The organism is Arthrobacter sp. SE2 (assembly GCF_058244265.1).
Genome location: NZ_JBZAYA010000010.1, coordinates 63,103 through 83,695, shown reverse-complemented (window position 1 = coordinate 83,695; position 20,593 = coordinate 63,103). Strand labels below are relative to the sequence as shown.

Here is a 20,593-nt window from a genome sequence, read left to right as displayed (position 1 = left end):
TCAGATGGCCGTTCGATCAGGTTTCGGTTGGGTGGAGTCGTCCGCCACGGAGACCCGATCCGTGACCTTCGTGTCTGACAACGCGTCGCCTCTCGCCGGAGAGAGCTGGACCATGAGCACCGACGCCAAGACGAGGGCGGCGCCGAGGATCTGGACCGGGGTGAAGCCCTGCCCAATCAGCAGCGCTCCGAGCACGGTCGCGGTCAAGGGGCTGAAGAAGCCGAGAAAGGAGACAGCGAGCGGGGTGAGCCGATCGATGCCACGGAACCAGACTGCGTAAGCGAGCATCGCGCCGATGACGGATAGATATGTGAAACCGAGGAGGTTCCGGGGCTCCAACGAGGACGGAAGCCCTTCGAGGGCAAGCGTGAGCGGGAGGATTGCAAGACCCCCGGCAGTGAGCTGCCAGGCGGTGAAGGCGAAGATGCTCACGCCAGGAGGGCGACCCCACCGTTTCGTGAGGACGACGCCGAGCGCCATGCTCAACGCGCCGAGCACGGCTGCGGACACTCCCACAGGGGTGATCCCCGCACCGCTGCGCAGGACGAGCATCGCGATACCGCCGACTGCGATGAGGCAGGCCCACAATTGCCTGCCCCGCATCGTGGCGCCTAGGAACCACGCCGAGATGATGAGCACGAACAGCGGCTGAACGGAACCTACGAGCGCTGCCACGCCCCCGGGCAGCTCGTATGCCGCGACGAAGAGCAGATAGAAGAACACTCCGATGTTCAATACGCCGAGGACCGCCGCCCGCAGCCACCACATGGCTGTCGGAGGAAGCCTGCGTGTGATGAGGAGAAGCACGATGCCTGCCGGCAGCGCCCGCACCGTAGCCGCGAGCAAGGGCCGGTCGGCAGGGAGGAGCTCGGTCGTCACTGCGTACGTCGACCCCCATACAATGGGCGCGAGGGCGGTGATCGCCGCGTCGGAGGCCCGGCTGGTTACAGCCACGTGACATTCCCGTCCGTGCCGAACCACCGGTCTCCGAAGTCGCCGATACCGGGCACCATGTAAGCGGCATCATCGAGCCGCTCCTCTATGGAGGAGGTGACGATCCTCACCGACGGTCGCGCCCGGGTGACGTGCTCGATTCCCTGAGGGGACGCAAGGATGGACACAGCGATAATGCGATTGTCTGGGACGCCGGCCGCGTTGAGCACATCGAGCGCGGCCATGAGCGACCCTCCGGTGGCGAGCATGGGCTCGAGAAGCAGCACATGGCCGTCCTGGATGCCCTCGGGAAGATGTGCCCAGTGCAGGCTCGGCTGCTTCGTCACATGATCGCGCTGGATGAGGATCTTCCCGATGCGCACTTCCGGCGCGATCGTCCATAGTTCGGCTTCCAGTGCTTCGCCGGCACGGACAATGGAGACAGCACACACATCATCGGTGGTACGGGTACCGACGTACGTGTGCCCGGCGGGCGTGATGACACGCACTTCATCTCGGGGGAGGAATCCGAATGACTCCTCAAGGAGAAGTCGAATCACCCGCCGCCCGTGAGCGAGCACATCCCGCCGGGGAGCATTCCGATCTCGGATTCGTGTGTGCGCGTCGATCAGGGATGGAGTCTGGGGAACGAGATGAACCCGAGCACCCAGCGCGTTGTCGGGCTCGCCAGAGACCGTGGTCGTGGAGTCAGAAGACATGCGAGGAGTCGCTTTCATCTCAAACAGTTCGATATCAAACAGTTCTAGCATGATAGTGTGGCGTGCGGAAGAGCGGTGGGGCACTGTGACGAAATCAGACGATCGATCCGGCGACGCCCGAGATGCTGTGGACGCCGTCGTACAGCAGTGGGGCAGGACCCGGCCTGATCTCGACGTGTCCGCGATGGCCACGCTCGGACGGATATCCCGCGCTCAATACCTCCTGCACAACAGCCTCCAACAGCTCCACAGGGGTTTCGGCGTCGACCCCCGTTCATTCGATGTCCTGGCGACGCTGTACCGCTCCGGTCAGCCGAGCCTGACCCCCGGCGAGCTCGCAAAGCAGACCATGGTCGGCAACGCCGCCATGACGAACCGGCTCGATCAGATGGTGAAGCAGGGGTGGATCACGCGAGAGGTGAACGAAGCCAACCGCCGTGAACTGCGGATCAGGCTCACCAAGGCAGGCTCTGCAAAGCTGGAGGAAGTGCTCGACGCTCACGTAGAGCGTCAACGTGAGCTGTTGTCCGCTCTTTCGCCGCATGATGTCTCCGAGCTATCCCGGATCCTCCGGCTATTCCTTATATCGCAGAACGACCGCGCGACTGCCGGTATCGATCTTGAAGCCCATCGATCCCTGCCAGAAAGCGATCAAAGCTGAGGTCGTAGATAGGGTGGGAGGTCCTTCTGGAGGCGATGTGTGCGCAGTCGACGAAGCTTCTGATCGAGGCCGGAGTATGTCAACCTCGTTCAGGACCGGTGTGACGACCTGATGCAGGACCACCGGCGCGTGCAAGAGCCATCCCAATGTGGGAACCCTCATGCGGGACGGTCGGGCGGGAATGCGGACTAACGAGCTGTCGTCTCACTTTGGCCCGGCGAGTAATGTGAAAATGCTGCCGCGTTGTCGTCAAGGTTCTTGTTCTGGTGGCTTGCCACGATTCGGTGCGGTTCCAGCGCGGCGACCGTGTCGATGGCCTTGCGCCAGGGGTCGAGGTTGCCGTCGGCTGACTCAGCGAGGTACATGTGCACCTCGTTGTAGATCACGTCGCGGCCACCACCAGATCGAGGTCCGGCACATGCAGCACCGCAGTGTCGTCGCTGTCTTCAATTTCTCCGGCGTTTTCAACGGGGGCGAACCGCCGTCCCGCTAAATGAGGGGCGTTTGGATGGTGCGGATGGTGCCGTCGCCGAGGTTGACGAGTGCCCGTCCTGGGATGCCGCTCTGGCTGAGGTGGGTTCGGGTCAGGGAGACGCCGATCTGTCCGCCTTGCAGGGTTGCGGTTGGACTGAGCAGGGCTCCCCGGCGGTTGGTTTTCATATCGATCTCCCAGCCGCTGAACACACTGGTGCCGAAGTCTTCCACGCTCCCAGCGGCGATGAGGGCACGTTCGTTTCCTCGGGCTGACCGCAGGTAGGTTTTGAGCCATTGGCGTGCGTCAGGGTCCTGAATCAGCTCGGCATCGTCGATGATCAATGCCAGATTTCCGGGCCCTGCGGTCGCATCCGCGAGGTTTTCCACGTTGAGGTTGCGCGGGTCAAACGCGGCCCGGGACCGCTCTGCTTGTTGCCACAAGGGAGAGGCCTGCGGGGCGATGATGACAAGTTCTGTTCCGTTCCGGTGAAGCGACTCGGCGGCGGCAACGGCCATGGTGCTACGTCCGCTTCGGGGTGAGCCGACGATGAGGAAGCTGGGCGCGCCGGTTTGGAAGTCGATGTGGATCGTGTCGAGGTCATCACCGCCGACGCCGATCACGGCGGTCAACGGAGAGGTCCGTCCGGTCCGGTTCGTCCAGACCTCGTCAAAAGAGATTCGGGTTGGGAGGGTGCGCAGGGTGAGCGGTGTGTACCGGGCATTCGTGTTTTCCGGCGACGCTTTTGCTTCCTGGGCGATGGTTTGAAGTGCCTGAATCTGGGCTTGTCCGGCCGGGTCCGCCGCCAGGAGGGCTATCTGGGCTTCGGCTCCGGTATCGGCGGCGAATGCGCGTCCGGCAGAAATCGAGTCCGGGAGTTTGCGTGGTTGCAGGCCGCCCATCGTGTAGTCGCCGCGGTCGGAGAACCTGAGCATGAGTTTCCAGTCGACCAGTGAGGACATTCGCGGGGTGAGGAGCTGCTTGTCTCCGGTAATCACGCAGTGAACTCCGGCCGAGGATCCTTCACGCAGGATCGAAATGACCTTTTCGGCCAGGGCGCTGCTTCCGCCGTCGCCCAAGGTGGTGAGGAACCCTTCCCACTGGTCAACGAGCACCACGAGGTGTGGCAACCGTTCCGCCCTCGTCGTGTTGGCCCGCTGTTCCGTGAGGTTGGCGAATCCGACTGCCGAAAAGTCCCGCTGCCGGGCGGCGATCTCCGCCAGGATGTGGTCGAGGAGCCGCTCGACACGTTCGGGCTGAGCCCTCGTCGCGACTGCCCCGCAGTGTGGGAAACCTGTGAGCGCGAGCAGGCTTCCATTGCCGAAATCCAGGCCGTAGACGTGGACGTCGTCCACCCGGGTAGTACGGGCGATCGATCCGGCGATGGTGCGTAGAGCCTGGGTTCGGCCGCTTCGCGCCGAACCGGTGAGATACAGGTGGCCGAAGTGCTGCAGGTCCAGCATCAGTGGGTCTTGGCGTTGCTGGCCGGGAAGGTCTTCCAGGCCGAAGACAATTGGTTCGATCCACCCGGGCAGGGCATCGCCGGCTCGGGGTGGTGGGGTGATATCGGCCAAGGCGAGGGTTTCAGGCAACGGAGGCAGCCAAGGGGAGGCCTGGGGTGCGATCTGCAGTTGCTCTGCGGCTTGGCCGATGGCCTCGACCAAGACCATGAGGTCCGTGGTCTCTTCCTGTTCTTTCGCCTCGGTCGTCGTCACCGGTCGCGGCTGGCCCAGCTGAGCCCATGGCATCGGCACAACCACGGGCTCGGGCGCTTCTGTCGTGTCATGGCCGGGGCGGCGGCCACCCACTCTCGCGGTCTGGAAGGGGCGCAACGCTTCGGCGCCGGAACGGAGGTACCCGCGCCCGCGTGTGGACTGGGAAATTTTCGCGGCGTCCGGGGCCGACAAGATATCCAGGCTGTCTCCGACATCACTGACCCGCAGGGCGATCCGCAGGTTCGTATTGGCGCGGATGTCGGCGGTGATCGCCCCGCTGGGGCGTTGGGTTGCGAGCACCAGGTGGATCCCCAGGGAGCGGCCTCGCTGGGCGATGTTGACGATGCCGGTAATGAAGTCCGGAAGCTCCGTTTTCATGGCGGCGAATTCGTCCACCACCAGTACCAATCGCGGCATTTTCGGCACGCCAGGGTCCCGGTCGGAAATGACGGTGTAGTCCTCGATGTCCTTCGCCCCGACGGCTGCAAGCAGATGCTCGCGGCGGCGAAGCTCGGCGCCCAGCGATTCGATGGCGCGCCCCACCAGATGCGTGTCGAGGTCCGTGACGGTCCCTACCGTGTGCGGGAGGGCAATGCAGTCTTTGAACGCGGCCCCGCCCTTGTAGTCGATCAGGACGAAGTTGAGGGCATCCGGGGTGTTCGCCAACGCCAGTGACGCCACCATGGTCTGTAGGAACTCGGACTTGCCCGCGCCGGTGGTGCCGCCGATCAAAGCGTGGGGACCATCGCGGTGCAGGTCGACGCGGAAGGCTCCTTCCATGTCCACGCCCAGGAGCACCTCCGTGCTCCGGCCGGAACGGGACCAACGTTCGACGACGGCGTCAGCAGTGGCCGGCTCGATCCCTGCTACCTCGAGGAACCTTGCAGACGGCGGGATTGAGCTCTCAGCGTCATCGCCGGCATCGCGAAGCGGGGCGATACCGCGCGCCACCCAGTCAAACCAGCTGGCACTAACCCGGTCGGCACACACCTTCTCGAGATCATGCTCGCGTTGCTGCCGCAATGCCCAGTGCCCGTCTGATTCCTGCCGGAAGACGGCGTTGCATTCTTCGGGCAAGTAGCGTTCCTCGGTGTCGAGGCACACTGTGTACACGCCGACGGCTGGTCCGTCCTGCAAAAGTTGAGAGACTCCGGGGCGGCCCCGCAGAGCCCGGGCGCCGTCGATCACGACCACCACGTCCGGGTCGGCGAATTCGATCGCTGAACTCGTTGCCCGTATCCGTTGCCGCTCGGTAATCAGCACCGCGAGCTCGCCCAGGCGCTGAGTGATGCTAAACGAATCCGTACCCACCAAGGCAAAGGAACGTTCAGGTGTCGGAGACTGAATGTGCGGCAGCCAGCGGACCCAGTCCCAGGCAGTTCGGGCTTCCGATGTTGTCAGCAAATATAAGCGCATATCGCGCGGGCTTTGGGCAACCGCCAATTGAGCCATCACCCAACCGCCTACCTGCCGTGTGCATTCTTGATCGGCACAAATCCCTAGAATCCCGTGCCGTGGCAACGCAACCGTGACGGGGACATCCCGCGCATCCCAGGTGACCTGACGCTTGTGCTCGACCTGTCCTGGATCTTCCAGGACCACATCCGAAGGCATGGTGGCCACGCCCAAGCGCACCGAGAGATGGTCCGGGTTGGTCCGCCTACGCTCCCACAGCCGGGTCCCTGGGGTCGTTGCAATCAGTCCGGCCATCGCCGGATCGGGACTGAGGAGACGGGCCTCCTTTTCAAACGCGAGCAGCGCGTTCCGGGCATCTGTCTCAATCGTGCGTTTCTCCGTCCGGAACGCCCTTAGACGGTCCCGATACCCCTCTTTCCCGGCTCTTTTGGACTGGAGGTAGTTAGTGATCATCAACACGGGGGACAAGAGCCCGAACAAGAGGTACATCGGCCGGGCCATGACGACGGCGATCCCCACTGACACTGCCAGCGGGGCCAAAGCCATCAGGATCGGTAGCGAACGTTTGCCATCCTCTTTCGGCTCCGCCGGGAGACGGAATTTCGTGTTGCGGGAGGGCAGGAACAACCGCGGAGGCCGGTTGAAATCAAGCTTCCCCGGCTCATCCGAGTCCCTTAACGACGCGGCCTCGACCGGGGCGAGCACAAGGGCGAGCAACGCGGTCCCGACCCGGAGGACCTCCCTGTCCGCCCAGCGCGCCCGGGCCGTGACGGGTTCGGAATTCAACGTCATTTCGACGTCCGCGTGGGCCCGTTCAATCCACACCCCGTCAACGGCAATGTCGACGACGGCGGCCAGAGGCGGCAATCCATCATCGGCAAGAACTACAGAACATTCCGGTCCCGCGCCAATACTCAAACGCCCGGCACTTGCCACGTACACAGCTCCGGCATCGCCCCCCACCCGCAGGATCCGGGTTTTCCCTGGATCAGGCGAAGCAACCCTTGACCCGAACGGCAAGACGGCATCCCCACGGATTACTGCGCCATCGTGCACTCCGGACTGAGCCCACGCAACGGCACCGTCCTCGGAGCGAAAGTCAGCCCAGTCCCCGGCCGCTGCACGCAACACCCTGCCAGCATCGGCGTCGGGCTCGGCATCCACCGCCACGTCAACCGCATGCGAACCCGAACCATCAACCACGGTGAACTGCGTATACACACGACCCCCAACGAACCAACGAACTAGCGAACCACCGGGGAAAGTCTATCGAAAAGACAATTGACCACTTCCGAAAGCCTGCGATGGGGGACGGCGAATTGCCGACATGTGGACATTTCTTCGACGGTCCGGGTGGCGGGGGACCAGGGTCCTTCGGGTTGCGTGTTGCGGGTGCTATCTGCCGATCTGGCTGGCCAGCTGCTCGTCGGTGCTGCGGAGGGTTTCGGCTGCGTGGTGAAGGTAGTGGGAGAGTCCGTCCAGCCCGCCGATGGTCTGCTGCGCTCCCTGGGTGAATTGCTGGTACTCGGCCTCGTAGGCTTTGGAGGATTTGTCGGTCACGTACCCGCTGGTGACCAGGGCTTGGATCTGCTTCTGGAGTTCACCCAGTTTCGCTTCGAGGTCCGCTTTGCCTGTTTCCAAGCTCTTGGCGGCTGTTTCGAGCTCATCAAAGGTGACATTGAGATTCGCCATGACTGGGTTCCTTGACTTTTGAGAGGGAAGAGAGGATTACAACATCGACTGTAGAAAATGCCCGGGTGAGAAGCAACCCCGGCGGGTGCCGGCCTGGGTGCGGGCCGGCGTCGCCTACACTCGATGTGATTCCTCGTCCTTGTTGTCGAACGGAAAGTTCTGTCGTGCCTGAAGGCATCGTTGTCGCGTCCGTGCCCCGCCGTGCCGCGTCCTATCTCATTGACTTGGCCATTTTCGCCGTGCCCGCTACCGCGGGTGTTGCCCTGATGATTCCCGCTGGTTTCATCCCTGTGCCGGGCCCGGGAATTGTCGGACTGGTGGCCATCACCGGGTTCGGCTTCGTGTACGGGCTCGTTCTTGCGGGCATGCTCTCCAGGACGGGCCAGACGATCGGGGGGCGTTTGCTGGGATTGCGGGTGCTCGCTGACGGCGCTGGCGCGCCGGCGCCTTTTGGCCGGACCCTCGTGCGTGGCATGGCCTCGCTCGGCGGGTTGCTGCTTGCCGGCGTCGGTCCGCTCATCTTCGTGCTGGAGTACCGGAAGAGAAGGGACGATCAGGACACCTGGCTGCATAAACTCGGCGAGACGACGGTCATCGACATCAACGCAGGCACCGATCCGCTCAACCTCGAGCCTGTGTATTACTCGTCCCGTATCGAAGATTGGGTCCGCCCCGATACGGCCGCCGCCGTCGAGATTCTCCCCCCGCCGCTCCCGGTCTGGTCGGAAAATTCGCGGCCCACGATCACGGCCCCGCTGCCTTCGCCGCCTCAGGCCCCGATGACAACCGCGCCCGGGCGCAAGCCCCTGCCGCGGTGGGTAGCGCCGCTTGCCCAGGGTGTTGTCGCCATGGTCGTCATCGGCGCGCTCTCCATCGGTTCTGCGTGGGGTGTCGGATTTCTGCAGCCGCTGGAGCGGCCGTCGCGACCCAACCAGTTCAGCGCGGCCAATCTCGCCCTCCTGAAACCTCCGCTCTCGGCCGGCGCAGTCAACGGTTTCCCCGGGCATCCGGCCGGGCCCGTCTGGCGCAAGCCTCTCAGCGCTTCCGCACAGGTCACGGCGGCGCAGGCCGGTACTTTCATTTTCGACAACCGGGCCTTGACTATCCTGGACAACGCCACCGGTGCGGTCGTGAGCGAACAGAGCATCGATGGTGACGTGGTGTTTGCTCAGGAAACCCGGATCAGCGGTGAGCCGGGGATGGTCTGGCGTATCGGTAACACCCTCCACGGCTGGGTCCCGAGCCTGGCCAAAGCGCCGGCTGTCGCCGACATACCTGCGGACGCGACGATCTCGACTGCCGGTACTGATCTGCTGGTGACCGGTCATGACGGGAAACTCTCCACTCTCGCCAAGACAGGGCTCGTCCCGTTGAAGGGCATCGAGGGCAAGATCGCCCTGGGGGTTGACGGCGACAAACTGCTGAGCGCGAAGTATTCAGGATCGCTGACTCTGAGCAGTATCGACGGCAAGACGCGTCAGGATGTCCCGCTGAGCGCTCCCGCGGAGGGCCTTCAGGTCATGAAATGGGTCACCGCCGGCCACGGGCTTGCCGTGCTCTTATGGTCAGCCTTCCCCGACAGCCATGACCCGAAAAACCCGGTCACGGTGGCTGTGTATCGGCAGTCCACCGGGGAGCTGCTCTCCAGCATGGAAATCAGCCTCTCACGGGTCGATGAGGATCCTGTCTGGGTCCGTGGAAACGGCTTTGTGTGGTCGTCTTTTGCGGGGTATGCATATAATCAATCGACTGGATTTCCTCTGCTGGACCTTAAAGCTCAGGGCATCAAGCGATCCGGGATTCTTGCAGACGGGGTTTTGGGAACCACCGATGAGGGGCCGGTATACATCCAGCAAAACAAGGCGACACCCTATAACGGGGTGACGCCCCTGGCCATCGTTGCCAGCGGGGTGGTTGTCAAAACCAAGGACAACGAAATACAAGTATTCGCTGCCAGATAAGAGGCTGCGCTGCGGGTGAAGACTAGAAGGGGACTAGATCATCGTGGGACGAGTTGCGCCAAAAAGGCTGAAGGCTCTACGGATTGGTATGGCAACATTCGCCGCGGGCAGCCTGCTGGCGTTGCCCGTCGCCGCTTCACAGGCAGCCGGACCAGCTGCCACCGTAGTGGGAACAACAACCCCGACGGCTAGCGCTCCGGTGAGTGGAAACCTCCCGACTCCGGCTCCTTCCCCCTCGACATCCTCGGCTTCAGCGCAGCCGTCCAGGCAGCCAATCTCCGCAGCCTTGGCACCGCCGACACCGCCCGCACCCCTTACCGTGACGGTCGATCAGGTCTCGGCTCAACCCGGCGGAGCGTTCACCGGGAAAGTTGATGGTCTCGATCCCGTGCTCCCCGCGCAGGCGAATCTGACCAGGACCTTCCCGGCAAGCCCGGCGGTGACGACGAACTGCGTGCTCACCGTGCAGGCCACCAACCAAGCCCTGTCATGCGCGCTCCCCGGCAACTTGGCCCAAGGGGCTTACGAAGTCACGGTGACCCAGACTGCCGCCGGCGGTAAAACCCGGACAGGCACCTCAAGCACCGTCTTTGTCGTGCAAACCGGCGTCTACGACCCTCGCGTCACCGGCCCGAATCTTCCCATCGCGCCCGGTACCGCATCCAGCATCAAGGGCACAGGATTCGTCCCCGGCGGAACCGTCGGCCTGAGCACCGGAAGCGTGATGCTGCCTGGCGGAACAGCAACCATTGACGCAGGTGGAAACTTCGATTTCGCCCTCATCCCCAGCCCGTTCACCCCGCAGGGCCAGTACATCGTAAACGTCGTTGACGACATCACCGGTGTCAGCGCCCAGCTTTCGGTCTACGTGCTGCGCGCCAACGCCACGCTCACCTCCACCGTCAGTACCGGTGTCACGGGCGGCTACAGCACCACGATTAGCGGCGCCGGATTCTCCGCCGGTTCTTACGCGCTCGATCTGACTCTCTACAACTCTGACGGGACCACCGTCGAGTCACAGCTCGCGCAAAGCGTCGCGGTAAGCAACGGCGCGCTGGCGAGCACCTCCGTGACGATCCCGGCAACCACCCCGCCCGGGCTGTACCAGGTTTCCGCCACCTCGGAGGATGCCCGTTTGGCCGCGACGTGGATCGCGGTGTTCCCGAAGCCCACCGTGCTCGCTCCCGTCACCCCGGCCGCCCCGGTGGTAGCTATCGTCCCGGTAGCCCCTTTGCCAACGGACCCCACGGTGAAAGCACCCGCGCCCGCACCGGTTCCGCTTGTCCATCAGATCATTGCCGCACCCGCCACCGACCCCTTCGCGCAACTGGCTAATACCCAGGTTCCTGACCTGAATTCGTCCTCGACCAACGCCGCGAACGGCGGACTCCTCGGCAAAGACCCCACGCCCACCGCCCTCGGGCAAGCGTCGGAATCCCCGAGCAGCCCAGCAACGCAGGACGCCCCTGCTGCGGCGGCCTCAACGCAGGTGAGCACAACTTCGGACTTCCCCTGGTGGATCCTGGTCCTGGTGGCCCTGATCGCGGTCGCGATCGGCCTCGCCGGCGGGTACGGCATTGCTGCGGCCGGCCGCAAGCGACCCTAAGGCAGTGTCTCCGGGCAGCACCGTAACGCGACGCTGAGTGGTTGTCCGGAATATGTCCATCCTTTAGCCTAATTACGAGTCGATTCCTTTTCCGAACTTTCAGGTGGTGACCAGCATGGCCGATGTGCGCGTCGATGGCGGGGCCCTGGACGGCTTTTCAGGGTCGCTGTCCGCCCACGCAGGGGAACTCGAGCGCCGGGTTATGGCGCTGCAAGCCCGTGCAGGCCAGGTACTGGGGACTTCTTGGCAAGGAATCACGGCGGATGAACTCAACGCAACCTTCGGGCGTTGGGTTGACGGGTCCCGTGGCGTGTGGGAAGCACTTACCGCCCTGTCGGGGTTCGCCGGCGTGAGTGCCTCGTCTTTCACCATTACCGACGAAAGCCTGGCCAGAATCGCCGCGGCCGCCACGGGGGCCGCCGGTGTAAGCGTCGCCCCTGCCACGGTGCCGTCCCACGGACACCAGGTTGTGCAGTGAGCGCGCAATTCGAAGCGGACGAATCCGGGATCGCCGTTCTTCTGGAGGAACTCGCGGCAGTGACCTCCTATGCCCGGGAACTCCTGGATCAGGTAGCGTCCGGGTCGGCCACGGTCACCGCCGGGTGGGACGGGGCCGCCGCCCGGGCCTTTGAATCCCAGATGGTCCGGTGGCAGAACGAATCCAACGCCATGATCGCCGAGGTCGATACCTTCATCGGCCAGGTCTCCCATGCCAGAGAGCAGTATGTTCAGGCGGCCGAGGCTTTGAAACAAGGCTGGATCTGAGACCATGCACCTCATTGTCAATACCTCGGCCTACGTTGCGGCATCGGCCGAGTTGTACTCGGCGCAGGTCTTCGTCCGTCAAGCACTCGACGGGCTGGGCAGCGGCCTGGCGGGGGCCGCCCAGATGGCCGGCAACGATGACGCCGGAAACAAGTTCGCCAACGACTACGACGACGCCGCCCGGAATCTCGTCAGCGGCATCACTGACTCCCTGACCGGTGCCGGTGTGTTGTCCAGGCTCCTGGCGGACACGGCGAATGTATGGGCCGACGCCGAGCACTGCGCCTCGGGCGGGATCGCGCCGCTCGGTCTTGCCTCCAGCACGGCCGACACCTCCGACTTGTCCGGGACCTGCTCGGTCGTATCGCCGACCGCGCTGGGCGGACGGAGTGATTTCGTTCCCGAGGGATGGGAATGGATACAGTCCGTGGTGGGGGGCCGTCTGGCCGAACGGGGACACGGGCAAACTCAGGTCGGCTCAGAAGGCGTGGCAGCGTGCCGGGGATGACCTGCGCAGCGCCTCTTGGAAGGTTGACGCGGCCGGCACGGCCCTGGCCGGGCTGGTGACCCCCGAGCTCGGTCTGGTGCAGGCCAAACTTGACCAGTACCGGGGCTACCTGAATGACCTGGCAACCAACGCCTATGCTCTCGGCAGCGGTTGCACCGAGTACGCGGACGGGATCGAGGAAGCCCACACGGCGATCATCAACGAACTCCAGGAACTCCTCATCACCACCGTCGCCCTGGAAGCCGGCGCGGCGCTGTTGGCGGTGTTCACGGTGGGCGCGTCCGAGGTTGTCGGCAACGCCGCCCTGATGGCGCGGATCGGGCTCACCGGTGCCCGGGTGGCCGCCATGATCGCCCGGCTGGTGGAAGTCGCGGCCACGGTCGGTACCAGGCTCGCCGGGATCACCGGCGCCATCACCCGCACGCTGGGCCTGCTCCGCGAGCTCAAGGTCGTCAAAGTCCTGACCTACCTCGGGACCAAAGCTCCGGCCCCGATCCGGGCGATGACCGGGATCAGTTTCAACTCCGCAGTCACTGTCGGCATCGACGCCGCCATGCACGGCGGAACACCAGCCAACGCAGCTCATGACATCCTCCTCGGCGGAATCTCACCAGTCGGCGTCGGAGCTGCAGTGAGCGCATTCAAGACCGGAACCAAGGCTGCCATCGACGCCGAGAGGGTTGCGGCCGGTCTTTCTGTCAAAATCGGTACGCCGGTCGCGTTGTCCGCGGGAGGCCCAGGAGCCTGGAGCAGGTTCCTCAACAAACCCAAGTCCAACACGACTTATGTCGTCGACAGCAAATTTGCCTATCGAACCGATAGCAAGGGTCGAGTGGTTGAGGCATCATCGACGCTGGATACCCTTGCGCCGGGCGCGCGTAATAAGTAACAGCAGGCAGCGGTCGGGCGTCCGAATAGACTGCCTACCGACGACGGCGGGCACATCTTTGGAAGTCAATTTGGTGCGCCAGGAGAGGCGATCAACCTGACTGCGATGCGCAGCGATCTCAATCGACTTGAAAACCGCCAGTATTACGACCTTGAGACGAGCTGGGCGAAGGCCATCAACGAAGGCAAAAAGGTCGATGTTCGGTTGGAAATAAATTATAATGAATTGGGTGGACTTCGTCCAACAAGTTATCGCGTCGAATATAGAATGGATGGCAGACGCTTGGAGAATAGATTTTTCAGAAATTAGGAGATTTTATGAATGAACGAATAAATGAGCTACAGAACATATTGGGCAATTCACTGGTCGCCGGATACTCCAGTTTTGACTGGAAAGTCATCACTTTGTTTTATGGTGAAGTTGGGCAGATAGCTGAGGCAAATAGTGAATGCGTAGATGTCAATGGAGACACTCAGTATGCATCCATCCCCAAGCCGGCGCTCGATGCACTCGAGGTATTGAAGGAAGCCTCGGCGACGCCAGATCACGGGACATGGCTATCAGCGAACGTGACTATCGTTCGTGAGACTGGTCAGTTCAACATCAAATACAACTACGACGAGAAGCCCGATTGGACGATTGAGCCCCAGCCGGAGAATTACTTGCTGGACCTGGAGCGTTACCCCCGCCCTGCAGACGAGATTCCTGCGTGGTGCCCGAAGCCTGAGGACTACCCGAACTGGCATGACGAGCTGAAGCATTAGGCGGCATTGCCAAGACTCTATTGGCTGCCCACAGGGGCGCTAGCTTGGAGGCATGCCTGCACCTCCTGGGTATCCAATCGGTGCTGACGAGAGCCAGGAACTTGCAATATGAAGTATGTGTATGGCCACAGTTGGCACCCCACCCGCAACCAGCCACCGAGGCCATCGATGAGGCTGAGGCGCCAGTGAGGTTCAATGGGGAGCGTCCCAAGCCCGACTGGTTCACGGTAGCCGCATTCGTCGGCGACGCGACCCCCGGAGCAGGCACCTGATTTCCATGCTGAGATCACTTCGCACGGAGGCTATTCGGCCGTTTATCTTATTGATCCGTTCGGTTCCATTTACTACATCTTCGGCTTCCGCAAGACAGGGGAGCGACTATTTCTCGAAGACGTCACCTCTTATACCTACCCCGACATGACGAAGCATTTTGGTCAGGATGAGTGCACTAGAGTGGTGTCGTATTTTTGCAAGACCGATGGCACCGCGCGTGTTCGCACCGATGATGATGCTGCTCCGAATATTTCCGTCAAGGATGTCAAGGATGTCGATGTCTCCGCTCATTGGGAGCCGATCCCGGCATTCGGAGACTGGGAGTCTTTGGGACGATTCGACGCCCGCTGGAAGCCGCTGAGTTCATGGCCGACGCCGGCCCGGTTACGTGAACCCTAAGTCGTCAAGACCCTCGCCAGCCTCGGCACGAGCTTCCGCCCGGATCGGCGCCATGACGCGAATCAGCAAAAACCCGCGATCGGTGAGGGCGCCGACCCCGCTTTGCACTGCGGCAAACCATATAACCCCGCCCACTACATCCTTTCCCTGCGGAATCGCACTTTTCGGGGTCGGTGGACCGCACCCTCGCGTAGCCGCCGAGTGTATGCAACAGTTGGGTTCAGCATGCCTCCACCACTTTGCCAACCGATTACGGTTTACTATGAGGGATCACCGTCTGGCGGATCGCGGTCCTTCGCGGGTCCATCGCCGACCAGCCACCGACAACACAGGGGGATAGTCCTTGGTAACTATGGCCGATGTTGCGCGGGTAGCAGCCGTTTCCAGGAGCACTGTGTCCTATGCCCTCAGCGGTGTCCGGCCGATTGCACCCGAAACGCGCGAACGCATCCTGCACGCCATGTCCGACCTTGGCTACACGCCGAACCTGCTCGCCCAGGGTTTGGCCGGCAAACGGACCGGCATCGTCTCCTTGATTTTCCCGGTCGGGGAGCAGGGCATGAACACCACGGAGTTCGAATACGTCCAAGGTGCTGCCGAACAAGCGCGCGCTGACGGATACCATCTTCTTCTGTGGCCGATGGATCCCGACGATCTGGGCGAGATGCAGCGGATCGTGGCCCAAGGCCTGGTAGATGGAATCCTCCTGATGGAAGTCAGGTCATTCGACGAACGGATTCCAGTCCTTTTGGAAACGGGTATTCCATTCGTCACCATTGGACGGCCAACGGATGCTGCTGGCCTGACATTCGTCGACGCGGATTTTGAAGCCATGGGCGAGCTGGCAGTGTCGCACCTCGTCAGCCTGGGGCACACGGAAATCGGCCTTGTGACGCACTCGCGTGAGTCCCTGGATACCGGGTACGGACCGATGGTCCGATCCTGGGATGCCGTTGTAGCTGCCGCGTCGCGGCACGGAATCACTGCCCGGCTGTTCCCAGCCACGAGCTCACTTGCCGGTGGCCGCGACGTGTTCGGACAAATGCTGGAAGAATCCCCGGAAACAACCGGACTCGTCATGATCAACGAAGCGGCTACTGCAGGCCTTCTGGGTGAAGCGGCGGCCCACGGATGGCGAGTCCCGGAGTCTCTCTCCATTGTCGCGATCAATACCAGCGCCGGCTCCGCGGAGCGCTTCATGCCCGCCCTGACGACGGCGTCCGCCGAACCCAGCGTCATGGGGCGTGAGGCGGCGCAGTTCCTCGCCCGGCGCCTGAGGAGTGAGGGTGCGGATGCCCTCCAGTGGCTCGCTGAACCGGTGCTGACGTTGCGCGGAAGCACCACCGTGGCACGCGCCGTCCAGCCATAAATCACCGCGCCGTTCGGGCCCAACCTGCCAAATCGACGCGTTCATTACGCGGTCCCATCACACGTGATTGTGACATTTGACACACCATTGCGCCGCCTACTACTGTCGAGCCATCGACCCGCGTCGACAAGACGCGTCGACGAACGGCGATGAGATTCCTCCTGATACAACATGGCGGATGGTCACCGATCAGTGTTCCCGGAGACTAAGGAAGTAAGTCGTGCTTGGAATCATTCGGTACCAATACCCCGAGTTGAAAATGCGGTCGATGTCAGGCCGCCCGGAACGGGAATTCCCAAGCTTTCGCAGCGGGCCCACGAGCAACCGAGTCCCCTTATTCCAGGGCCGACAAGGCCCGGAGTAGTGCGAGGACGGAAGCCGGAGACCGCCACCTGCGTCTGAGTTTCAGGACCGAGCGCCGGAGGGGCCAACGATGCCCGCTCAAAGCATGTAAGCGCTTGCCCTTCGCCTGCGGTGCCTGCCTAGGCCTCCTCACCGCGCACCCCCACCCCCAGCCAACATCACCCCACTCATCACAACCACCTCTTGGAGGTACCCGCATGGAAACGTTGACCAAACCGGCCCTGTCCGCGTTCGAAGGTGGCCGGAAGTGAAAGCGATTCGACGGTTCACTGTCCGAACGGTTCTACCGGAAGCAATTGCCCCGCTGGCACGATTGGCGAAGAACTTGCGTTGGTCCTGGCATTTGCCGACGCGTGAACTGTTTTCCGCGCTGAATCCCGAGGCCTGGGAGCAAAGCAATCATGACCCCATGACCTTCCTGGGCTTGGTCAGCCGCCAGGAACTGCATGAGCTCGCAGAGAACGCTGCAGTCGTTGAGGGTGTCCAGCACGCTGCTGCGGACCTGGACCGGTACCTGAGCGAGCCGCGCTGGTACCAGGGGCTGGGTCCGGATGCTCCGGCGTGCATCGCGTATTTCTCGCCCGAGTTCGGCATCACCGAGGTGCTTCCGCAGTATTCCGGCGGCCTGGGGATCCTGGCCGGTGACCATTTGAAGGCTGCTTCGGATTTGGGCGTGCCGCTGATCGGGGTCGGACTGCTCTACCAGGCGGGCTACTTCAAGCAGTCCCTGTCCCGGGACGCCTGGCAGCAGGAAACCTACCCGGTCCTTGACCCGGACGGCCTGCCCCTGACGATGCTGCGTGAGCAAGACGGTTCGCCGGCTCTAGTCACGCTTCCACTGCCGGGTGATCGGACGCTGCGGGCGCACATCTGGCGTGCCGACGTCGGGCGCGTGCCGCTGCTGCTGCTCGATTCGAACGTTCCGGCCAACGACGATGCCGCGCGCGGGATCACGGACCGCCTCTATGGCGGCGGCGGTGACCACCGTCTGCAGCAGGAGCTGCTGCTGGGCATGGGCGGGGTGAAGGCGCTGCGGGTCTACCAGCGGCTCACCGGCACCCCCGCGCCGGAGGTGTTCCACACCAACGAAGGCCACGCCGGGTTCCTGGGCATCGAACGGATCCAGGAGCTCATGTCCTCCGAGGCCCCGCTGAGCTGGTCCGAGGCCCTGGCCGCCGGGCGGGCGTCCACGGTATTCACCACCCATACCCCCGTGCCGGCCGGCATCGACCGCTTCGAGGCCGTGCAGATCAGGCATTTCTTCGACGCCGGTCTGGCCCCGGACGTGCCGGTGGAGAAGGTCCTGGAACTGGGCCGTGAGAACTACGAGGGCGGCAACCCCGCGGTCTTCAACATGGCCGTCATGGGCCTGCGCCTGGCGCAGCGGGCCAACGGCGTGGCCAAACTCCACGGGGTGGTCTCCCGCGAAATGTTCTCCGGGCTCTGGCCAGGCTTCGACCACTCCGAAATCCCCATCACCTCCGTCACCAACGGCGTCCACGTACCCACCTGGATCGATCCGAAGATGAGCCGGCTCGCTGCAAAGCACTTCGGCAGCACTGACGTGGACGCCACCGGTTGGGACAAGATCTACGACGTAAGCGATGCCGAACTTTGGGCCCTGCGAGGCGAGTTGCGTTCTGCCTTGGTTGACGACGTGCGCAAGCGCCTGCGATCTTCGTGGAAGAAGCGCGGGGCGGCCGATGCCGAGCTGGGTTGGACGGACACCGTGCTGGACCCGGACGTGCTCACGATCGGTTTCGCCCGGCGCGTGCCCACCTACAAGCGCCTGACCCTGATGCTCCGGGACCCGGCCCGCCTCAAGGCGCTGCTGCTGCACCCGAAGCACCCCATCCAGCTGGTCATCGCCGGCAAGTCCCACCCGGCCGATGACGCCGGGAAGAAGATGATCCAGGACCTGGTGAAGTTCACCGACGACCCCGCCGTGAGGCACCGGATCGTGTTCCTGCCCAACTACGACATCGCCATGGCCCGGACCCTGTTCCCGGGATGCGACGTGTGGCTGAACAACCCGCTGAGGCCCCTGGAGGCCTGCGGGACCTCCGGGATGAAGGCGGCCATCAACGGCTCCCTGAACCTCTCGGTCCTGGATGGCTGGTGGGATGAGATGTACGACGGCGAGAACGGCTGGGCGATCCCGACCGCGAACAACGACGCGTCACCGACCGAACGCGATGACATCGAAGCCGCCGCGCTCTACGAGCTCCTGGAGACCCAGGTGGCCCCGCGTTTCTACGGCTCCACGGTCTCCGCCGACGCCGGCGCGGCCGGTCCTTCGCAGTCGGGCCCGGAAGCCGTGCCGACGCACTGGGTGTCCATGATCAAGCACACCCTGGCCCACCTCGGCCCGGCCGTCTCGGCAGACCGCATGCTGCACGACTACGTCAACACCCTCTACCGTCCGGCAGCTGTGGCCGGCAGGCAAGCGGGAACGGCGTCGTTCAAGGAAGCGAAGGAACTCGCGGCCTGGACCACCAAGGTCCGCACCGCCTGGCCGCAGCTGATCGTGGAACACGTCGATTCCATCGGCGTCTCCGAAGAACCACAGATCGGCGACACCCTCCAGGTCAACGCCTACATCGCCCTCCACGAACTCACGCCCGAGGACGTGTCGGTTGAAGTGGCGTATGGGCGGGCCCAGGACGGAGACGAGCTGGAGGATGTTGCTCTGGTGGAGCTGACCGAAACGGAGGATCTTGGCAACGGGCGCCACCTGTTCACCGGTTCCATCCTGATCAACCGCTCCGGATCCTTCGGCTACACCGTCCGCGTCTTCCCGAAGCACCCCTCCCTCGCCTCCAAGGCCGAACTGGGGCTGATCGCGAACGCCTAAGAATGCGCGCCCCCGCTGCGATTTGAGCAGCGGGGGCGCCTTTCATTAAAGCGGTGCTCGCCCAGCGCTGATGTTGTTTTCCTAGTCAGCCGCAGCCGCAACCGCAGCTTTCCCGCACTACAAGCTCCACGGGCAGCTCTTTGGCCACTGGCTCGGATCCGGGATTGGCGATCTGGTGGATGAGGATGCTGGCGGCGGCGCGCCCCAGGGCGATCATGGGCTGTCGGACGGTGGTGAGCGTGGGGCGATTGACCCGACCCGCCGCCAATCCGTCGAAACCCGTGACCGCAATCTGTCCCGGCACTTCCACTCCGGCCCGTTCCAGGGCATCCAGATACAGTAGTGCCTCGGCATCGACCGAACAGACAAGTGCTTCAGGAAGTGCGGCGCCGGATAACAGCCCGTGGATAGTCGCGTCCGTGTCCGCAGCGAGGTCCACCCCGGAGCCCAACGTGCCGCCCGCGTCCCGCCCCGGTGCGGGCAGCGTTTGGGCGTCCAACCCCGCCTCTGCCATGGCTTGGACGTACCCCGCGAGGCGCTGTTCACGGTCCGGCGAGCCGGACGGGCCCACAAAAGTGATGGCGCGGTGTCCGTGGTGCTGGATCAAGTGGTTGGTGAGGACCCGCATGCCTTCGGTGTTCTCCACCGAGACGCGGTTCAGCCCGGTCTCCTCCGGCGGCTCGGCAAGCTCCACTACTGGAATCCGTTCGGCGATCCGCCGCAGGACCTCGACCGGAAAAGTATTGGGGAACACCGCCAAGCCGTCCACACGGCCGGCAATGTCGTTGATGTCGGCCTCGGATCTGCCGCCACCACCCTCGCCGACCATGAGAACGAAGCCCCGCCTGCGGCATTCCATTTCGACGCCCCGCTGCACCTCGTCGTGATACAGCGGGAAGAGGCGAAACTCCCCGTTGGCGTCGTCGGAGAACAAATCACGGGGCAGGAGAGCGTCCGCGTCGCCGTGGACGCGGGCCGCGCCGGCGCCGGACCGGTTGAAATAGTCGTAGGAGAAGAGGCCGATTGCTCCCGTTTTCCCCCGGGCCAGGCCCCTTGCGCTGGCACTTGGAAGGTAACCGAGTTCGTGCGCAGCATCCATCACCAATATCCTGGTGGACTCGCGCACCCGGTGCGGCTGGGTGAAGGAGAGCGATACCGTTGCGATCGAGACGGCGGCGCGCTCGGCGACGTCGTAGATTGTCGGTTTCTTGGCCATGACGACTCCTTTTCCGGC

At 63.5% G+C, this 20,593-nt stretch carries 18 protein-coding genes; 12 read left to right on the top strand and 6 right to left on the bottom strand.

Going from position 1 to position 20,593, the window contains the following annotated elements:
• Together AC4CS3_RS14895 and upp are read right to left on the bottom strand one after the other, a co-directional pair.
• Nucleotides 1-954: an EamA family transporter gene (locus AC4CS3_RS14895; RefSeq protein WP_490784118.1), complete on the bottom strand. Its 954-nt coding sequence runs from the start codon at nt 952-954 to the stop codon at nt 1-3.
• Entirely contained in the window at nt 945-1,652 is a 708-nt protein-coding gene (gene upp / locus AC4CS3_RS14890; protein WP_490784117.1) for a uracil phosphoribosyltransferase, read from the bottom strand. Before upp ends, AC4CS3_RS14895 begins: the two co-directional genes overlap by 10 nt.
• A 49-nt stretch (nt 1,653-1,701) precedes the next feature.
• On the opposite strand from upp, the gene AC4CS3_RS14885 reads away from it, so the two are divergent.
• Complete coding sequence (locus AC4CS3_RS14885) at nt 1,702-2,313, top strand: MarR family winged helix-turn-helix transcriptional regulator (RefSeq protein ID WP_490784116.1); 612 nt, start codon at nt 1,702-1,704, stop codon at nt 2,311-2,313.
• Nucleotides 2,314-2,501: 188 nt separating this feature from the next.
• Here AC4CS3_RS14885 and AC4CS3_RS14880 read toward each other — a convergent pair whose 3' ends face one another.
• The 3 genes from AC4CS3_RS14880 to AC4CS3_RS14870 all read right to left on the bottom strand — a co-directional run bounded on the left by AC4CS3_RS14880 (nt 2,502) and on the right by AC4CS3_RS14870 (nt 7,608).
• A complete protein-coding gene (locus AC4CS3_RS14880) occupies nt 2,502-2,699 on the bottom strand; it encodes a hypothetical protein (RefSeq protein ID WP_490784115.1) in 198 nt (65 codons plus the stop codon).
• 103 nt (nt 2,700-2,802) lie between these two features.
• Nucleotides 2,803-7,137 carry an FtsK/SpoIIIE domain-containing protein gene (locus tag AC4CS3_RS14875; RefSeq protein ID WP_490784114.1) on the bottom strand — a complete coding sequence of 1,445 codons (4,335 nt, stop codon included), beginning with the start codon at nt 7,135-7,137 and terminating at the stop codon, nt 2,803-2,805.
• 174 nt (nt 7,138-7,311) lie between these two features.
• Nucleotides 7,312-7,608 (bottom strand): WXG100 family type VII secretion target, encoded by a 297-nt coding sequence (locus AC4CS3_RS14870; protein WP_490784113.1) that lies wholly within the window; start codon nt 7,606-7,608, stop codon nt 7,312-7,314.
• 164 nt (nt 7,609-7,772) lie between these two features.
• Between AC4CS3_RS14870 and AC4CS3_RS14865 the strand changes: the two genes are divergently transcribed.
• The 11 genes from AC4CS3_RS14865 (at nt 7,773) to glgP (ending at nt 19,359) form a co-directional block, all read left to right on the top strand.
• The gene (locus AC4CS3_RS14865) at nt 7,773-9,569 is read left to right on the top strand and encodes an RDD family protein (protein ID WP_490784112.1); all 1,797 of its coding nucleotides are present in this window, start codon (nt 7,773-7,775) and stop codon (nt 9,567-9,569) included.
• Between the two features lie 88 nt (nt 9,570-9,657).
• Nucleotides 9,658-11,175 carry a hypothetical protein gene (locus AC4CS3_RS14860; protein ID WP_490784111.1) on the top strand — a complete coding sequence of 506 codons (1,518 nt, stop codon included), beginning with the start codon at nt 9,658-9,660 and terminating at the stop codon, nt 11,173-11,175.
• A 115-nt stretch (nt 11,176-11,290) separates the two neighbouring features.
• Complete coding sequence (locus tag AC4CS3_RS14855; protein ID WP_490784190.1) at nt 11,291-11,653, top strand: WXG100 family type VII secretion target; 363 nt, start codon at nt 11,291-11,293, stop codon at nt 11,651-11,653.
• Nucleotides 11,650-11,940 (top strand): WXG100 family type VII secretion target, encoded by a 291-nt coding sequence (locus AC4CS3_RS14850; RefSeq protein WP_490784110.1) that lies wholly within the window; start codon nt 11,650-11,652, stop codon nt 11,938-11,940. Before AC4CS3_RS14855 ends, AC4CS3_RS14850 begins: the two co-directional genes overlap by 4 nt.
• Before the next feature lie 4 nt (nt 11,941-11,944).
• Complete coding sequence (locus AC4CS3_RS14845; RefSeq protein ID WP_490784109.1) at nt 11,945-12,448, top strand: hypothetical protein; 504 nt, start codon at nt 11,945-11,947, stop codon at nt 12,446-12,448.
• The gene (locus AC4CS3_RS14840) at nt 12,330-13,337 is read left to right on the top strand and encodes a WXG100-like domain-containing protein (protein WP_490784108.1); all 1,008 of its coding nucleotides are present in this window, start codon (nt 12,330-12,332) and stop codon (nt 13,335-13,337) included. The genes AC4CS3_RS14845 and AC4CS3_RS14840 overlap by 119 nt, the downstream gene beginning before the upstream one ends.
• A gap of 30 nt (nt 13,338-13,367) precedes the next feature.
• On the top strand, nt 13,368-13,646 hold the full coding sequence (locus AC4CS3_RS14835) for a DNA/RNA non-specific endonuclease (protein WP_490784189.1): 279 nt from the start codon (nt 13,368-13,370) through the stop codon (nt 13,644-13,646).
• 8 nt (nt 13,647-13,654) lie between these two features.
• Nucleotides 13,655-14,101 (top strand): hypothetical protein, encoded by a 447-nt coding sequence (locus tag AC4CS3_RS14830; protein WP_490784107.1) that lies wholly within the window; start codon nt 13,655-13,657, stop codon nt 14,099-14,101.
• 417 nt (nt 14,102-14,518) lie between these two features.
• Entirely contained in the window at nt 14,519-14,773 is a 255-nt protein-coding gene (locus AC4CS3_RS14825) for a hypothetical protein (RefSeq protein WP_490784106.1), read from the top strand.
• 352 nt (nt 14,774-15,125) lie between these two features.
• Nucleotides 15,126-16,142, top strand: coding sequence for a LacI family DNA-binding transcriptional regulator (locus tag AC4CS3_RS14820; RefSeq protein WP_490784105.1), 1,017 nt, complete (start codon nt 15,126-15,128; stop codon nt 16,140-16,142).
• Between the two features lie 610 nt (nt 16,143-16,752).
• The gene (gene glgP / locus AC4CS3_RS14815) at nt 16,753-19,359 is read left to right on the top strand and encodes an alpha-glucan family phosphorylase (protein WP_490784104.1); all 2,607 of its coding nucleotides are present in this window, start codon (nt 16,753-16,755) and stop codon (nt 19,357-19,359) included.
• 85 nt (nt 19,360-19,444) lie between these two features.
• Here the strand turns inward: glgP and AC4CS3_RS14810 are convergent, their stop codons facing one another.
• Nucleotides 19,445-20,575, bottom strand: coding sequence for a LacI family DNA-binding transcriptional regulator (locus AC4CS3_RS14810; RefSeq protein ID WP_490784103.1), 1,131 nt, complete (start codon nt 20,573-20,575; stop codon nt 19,445-19,447).
• Nucleotides 20,576-20,593: the final 18 nt, after the last annotated feature.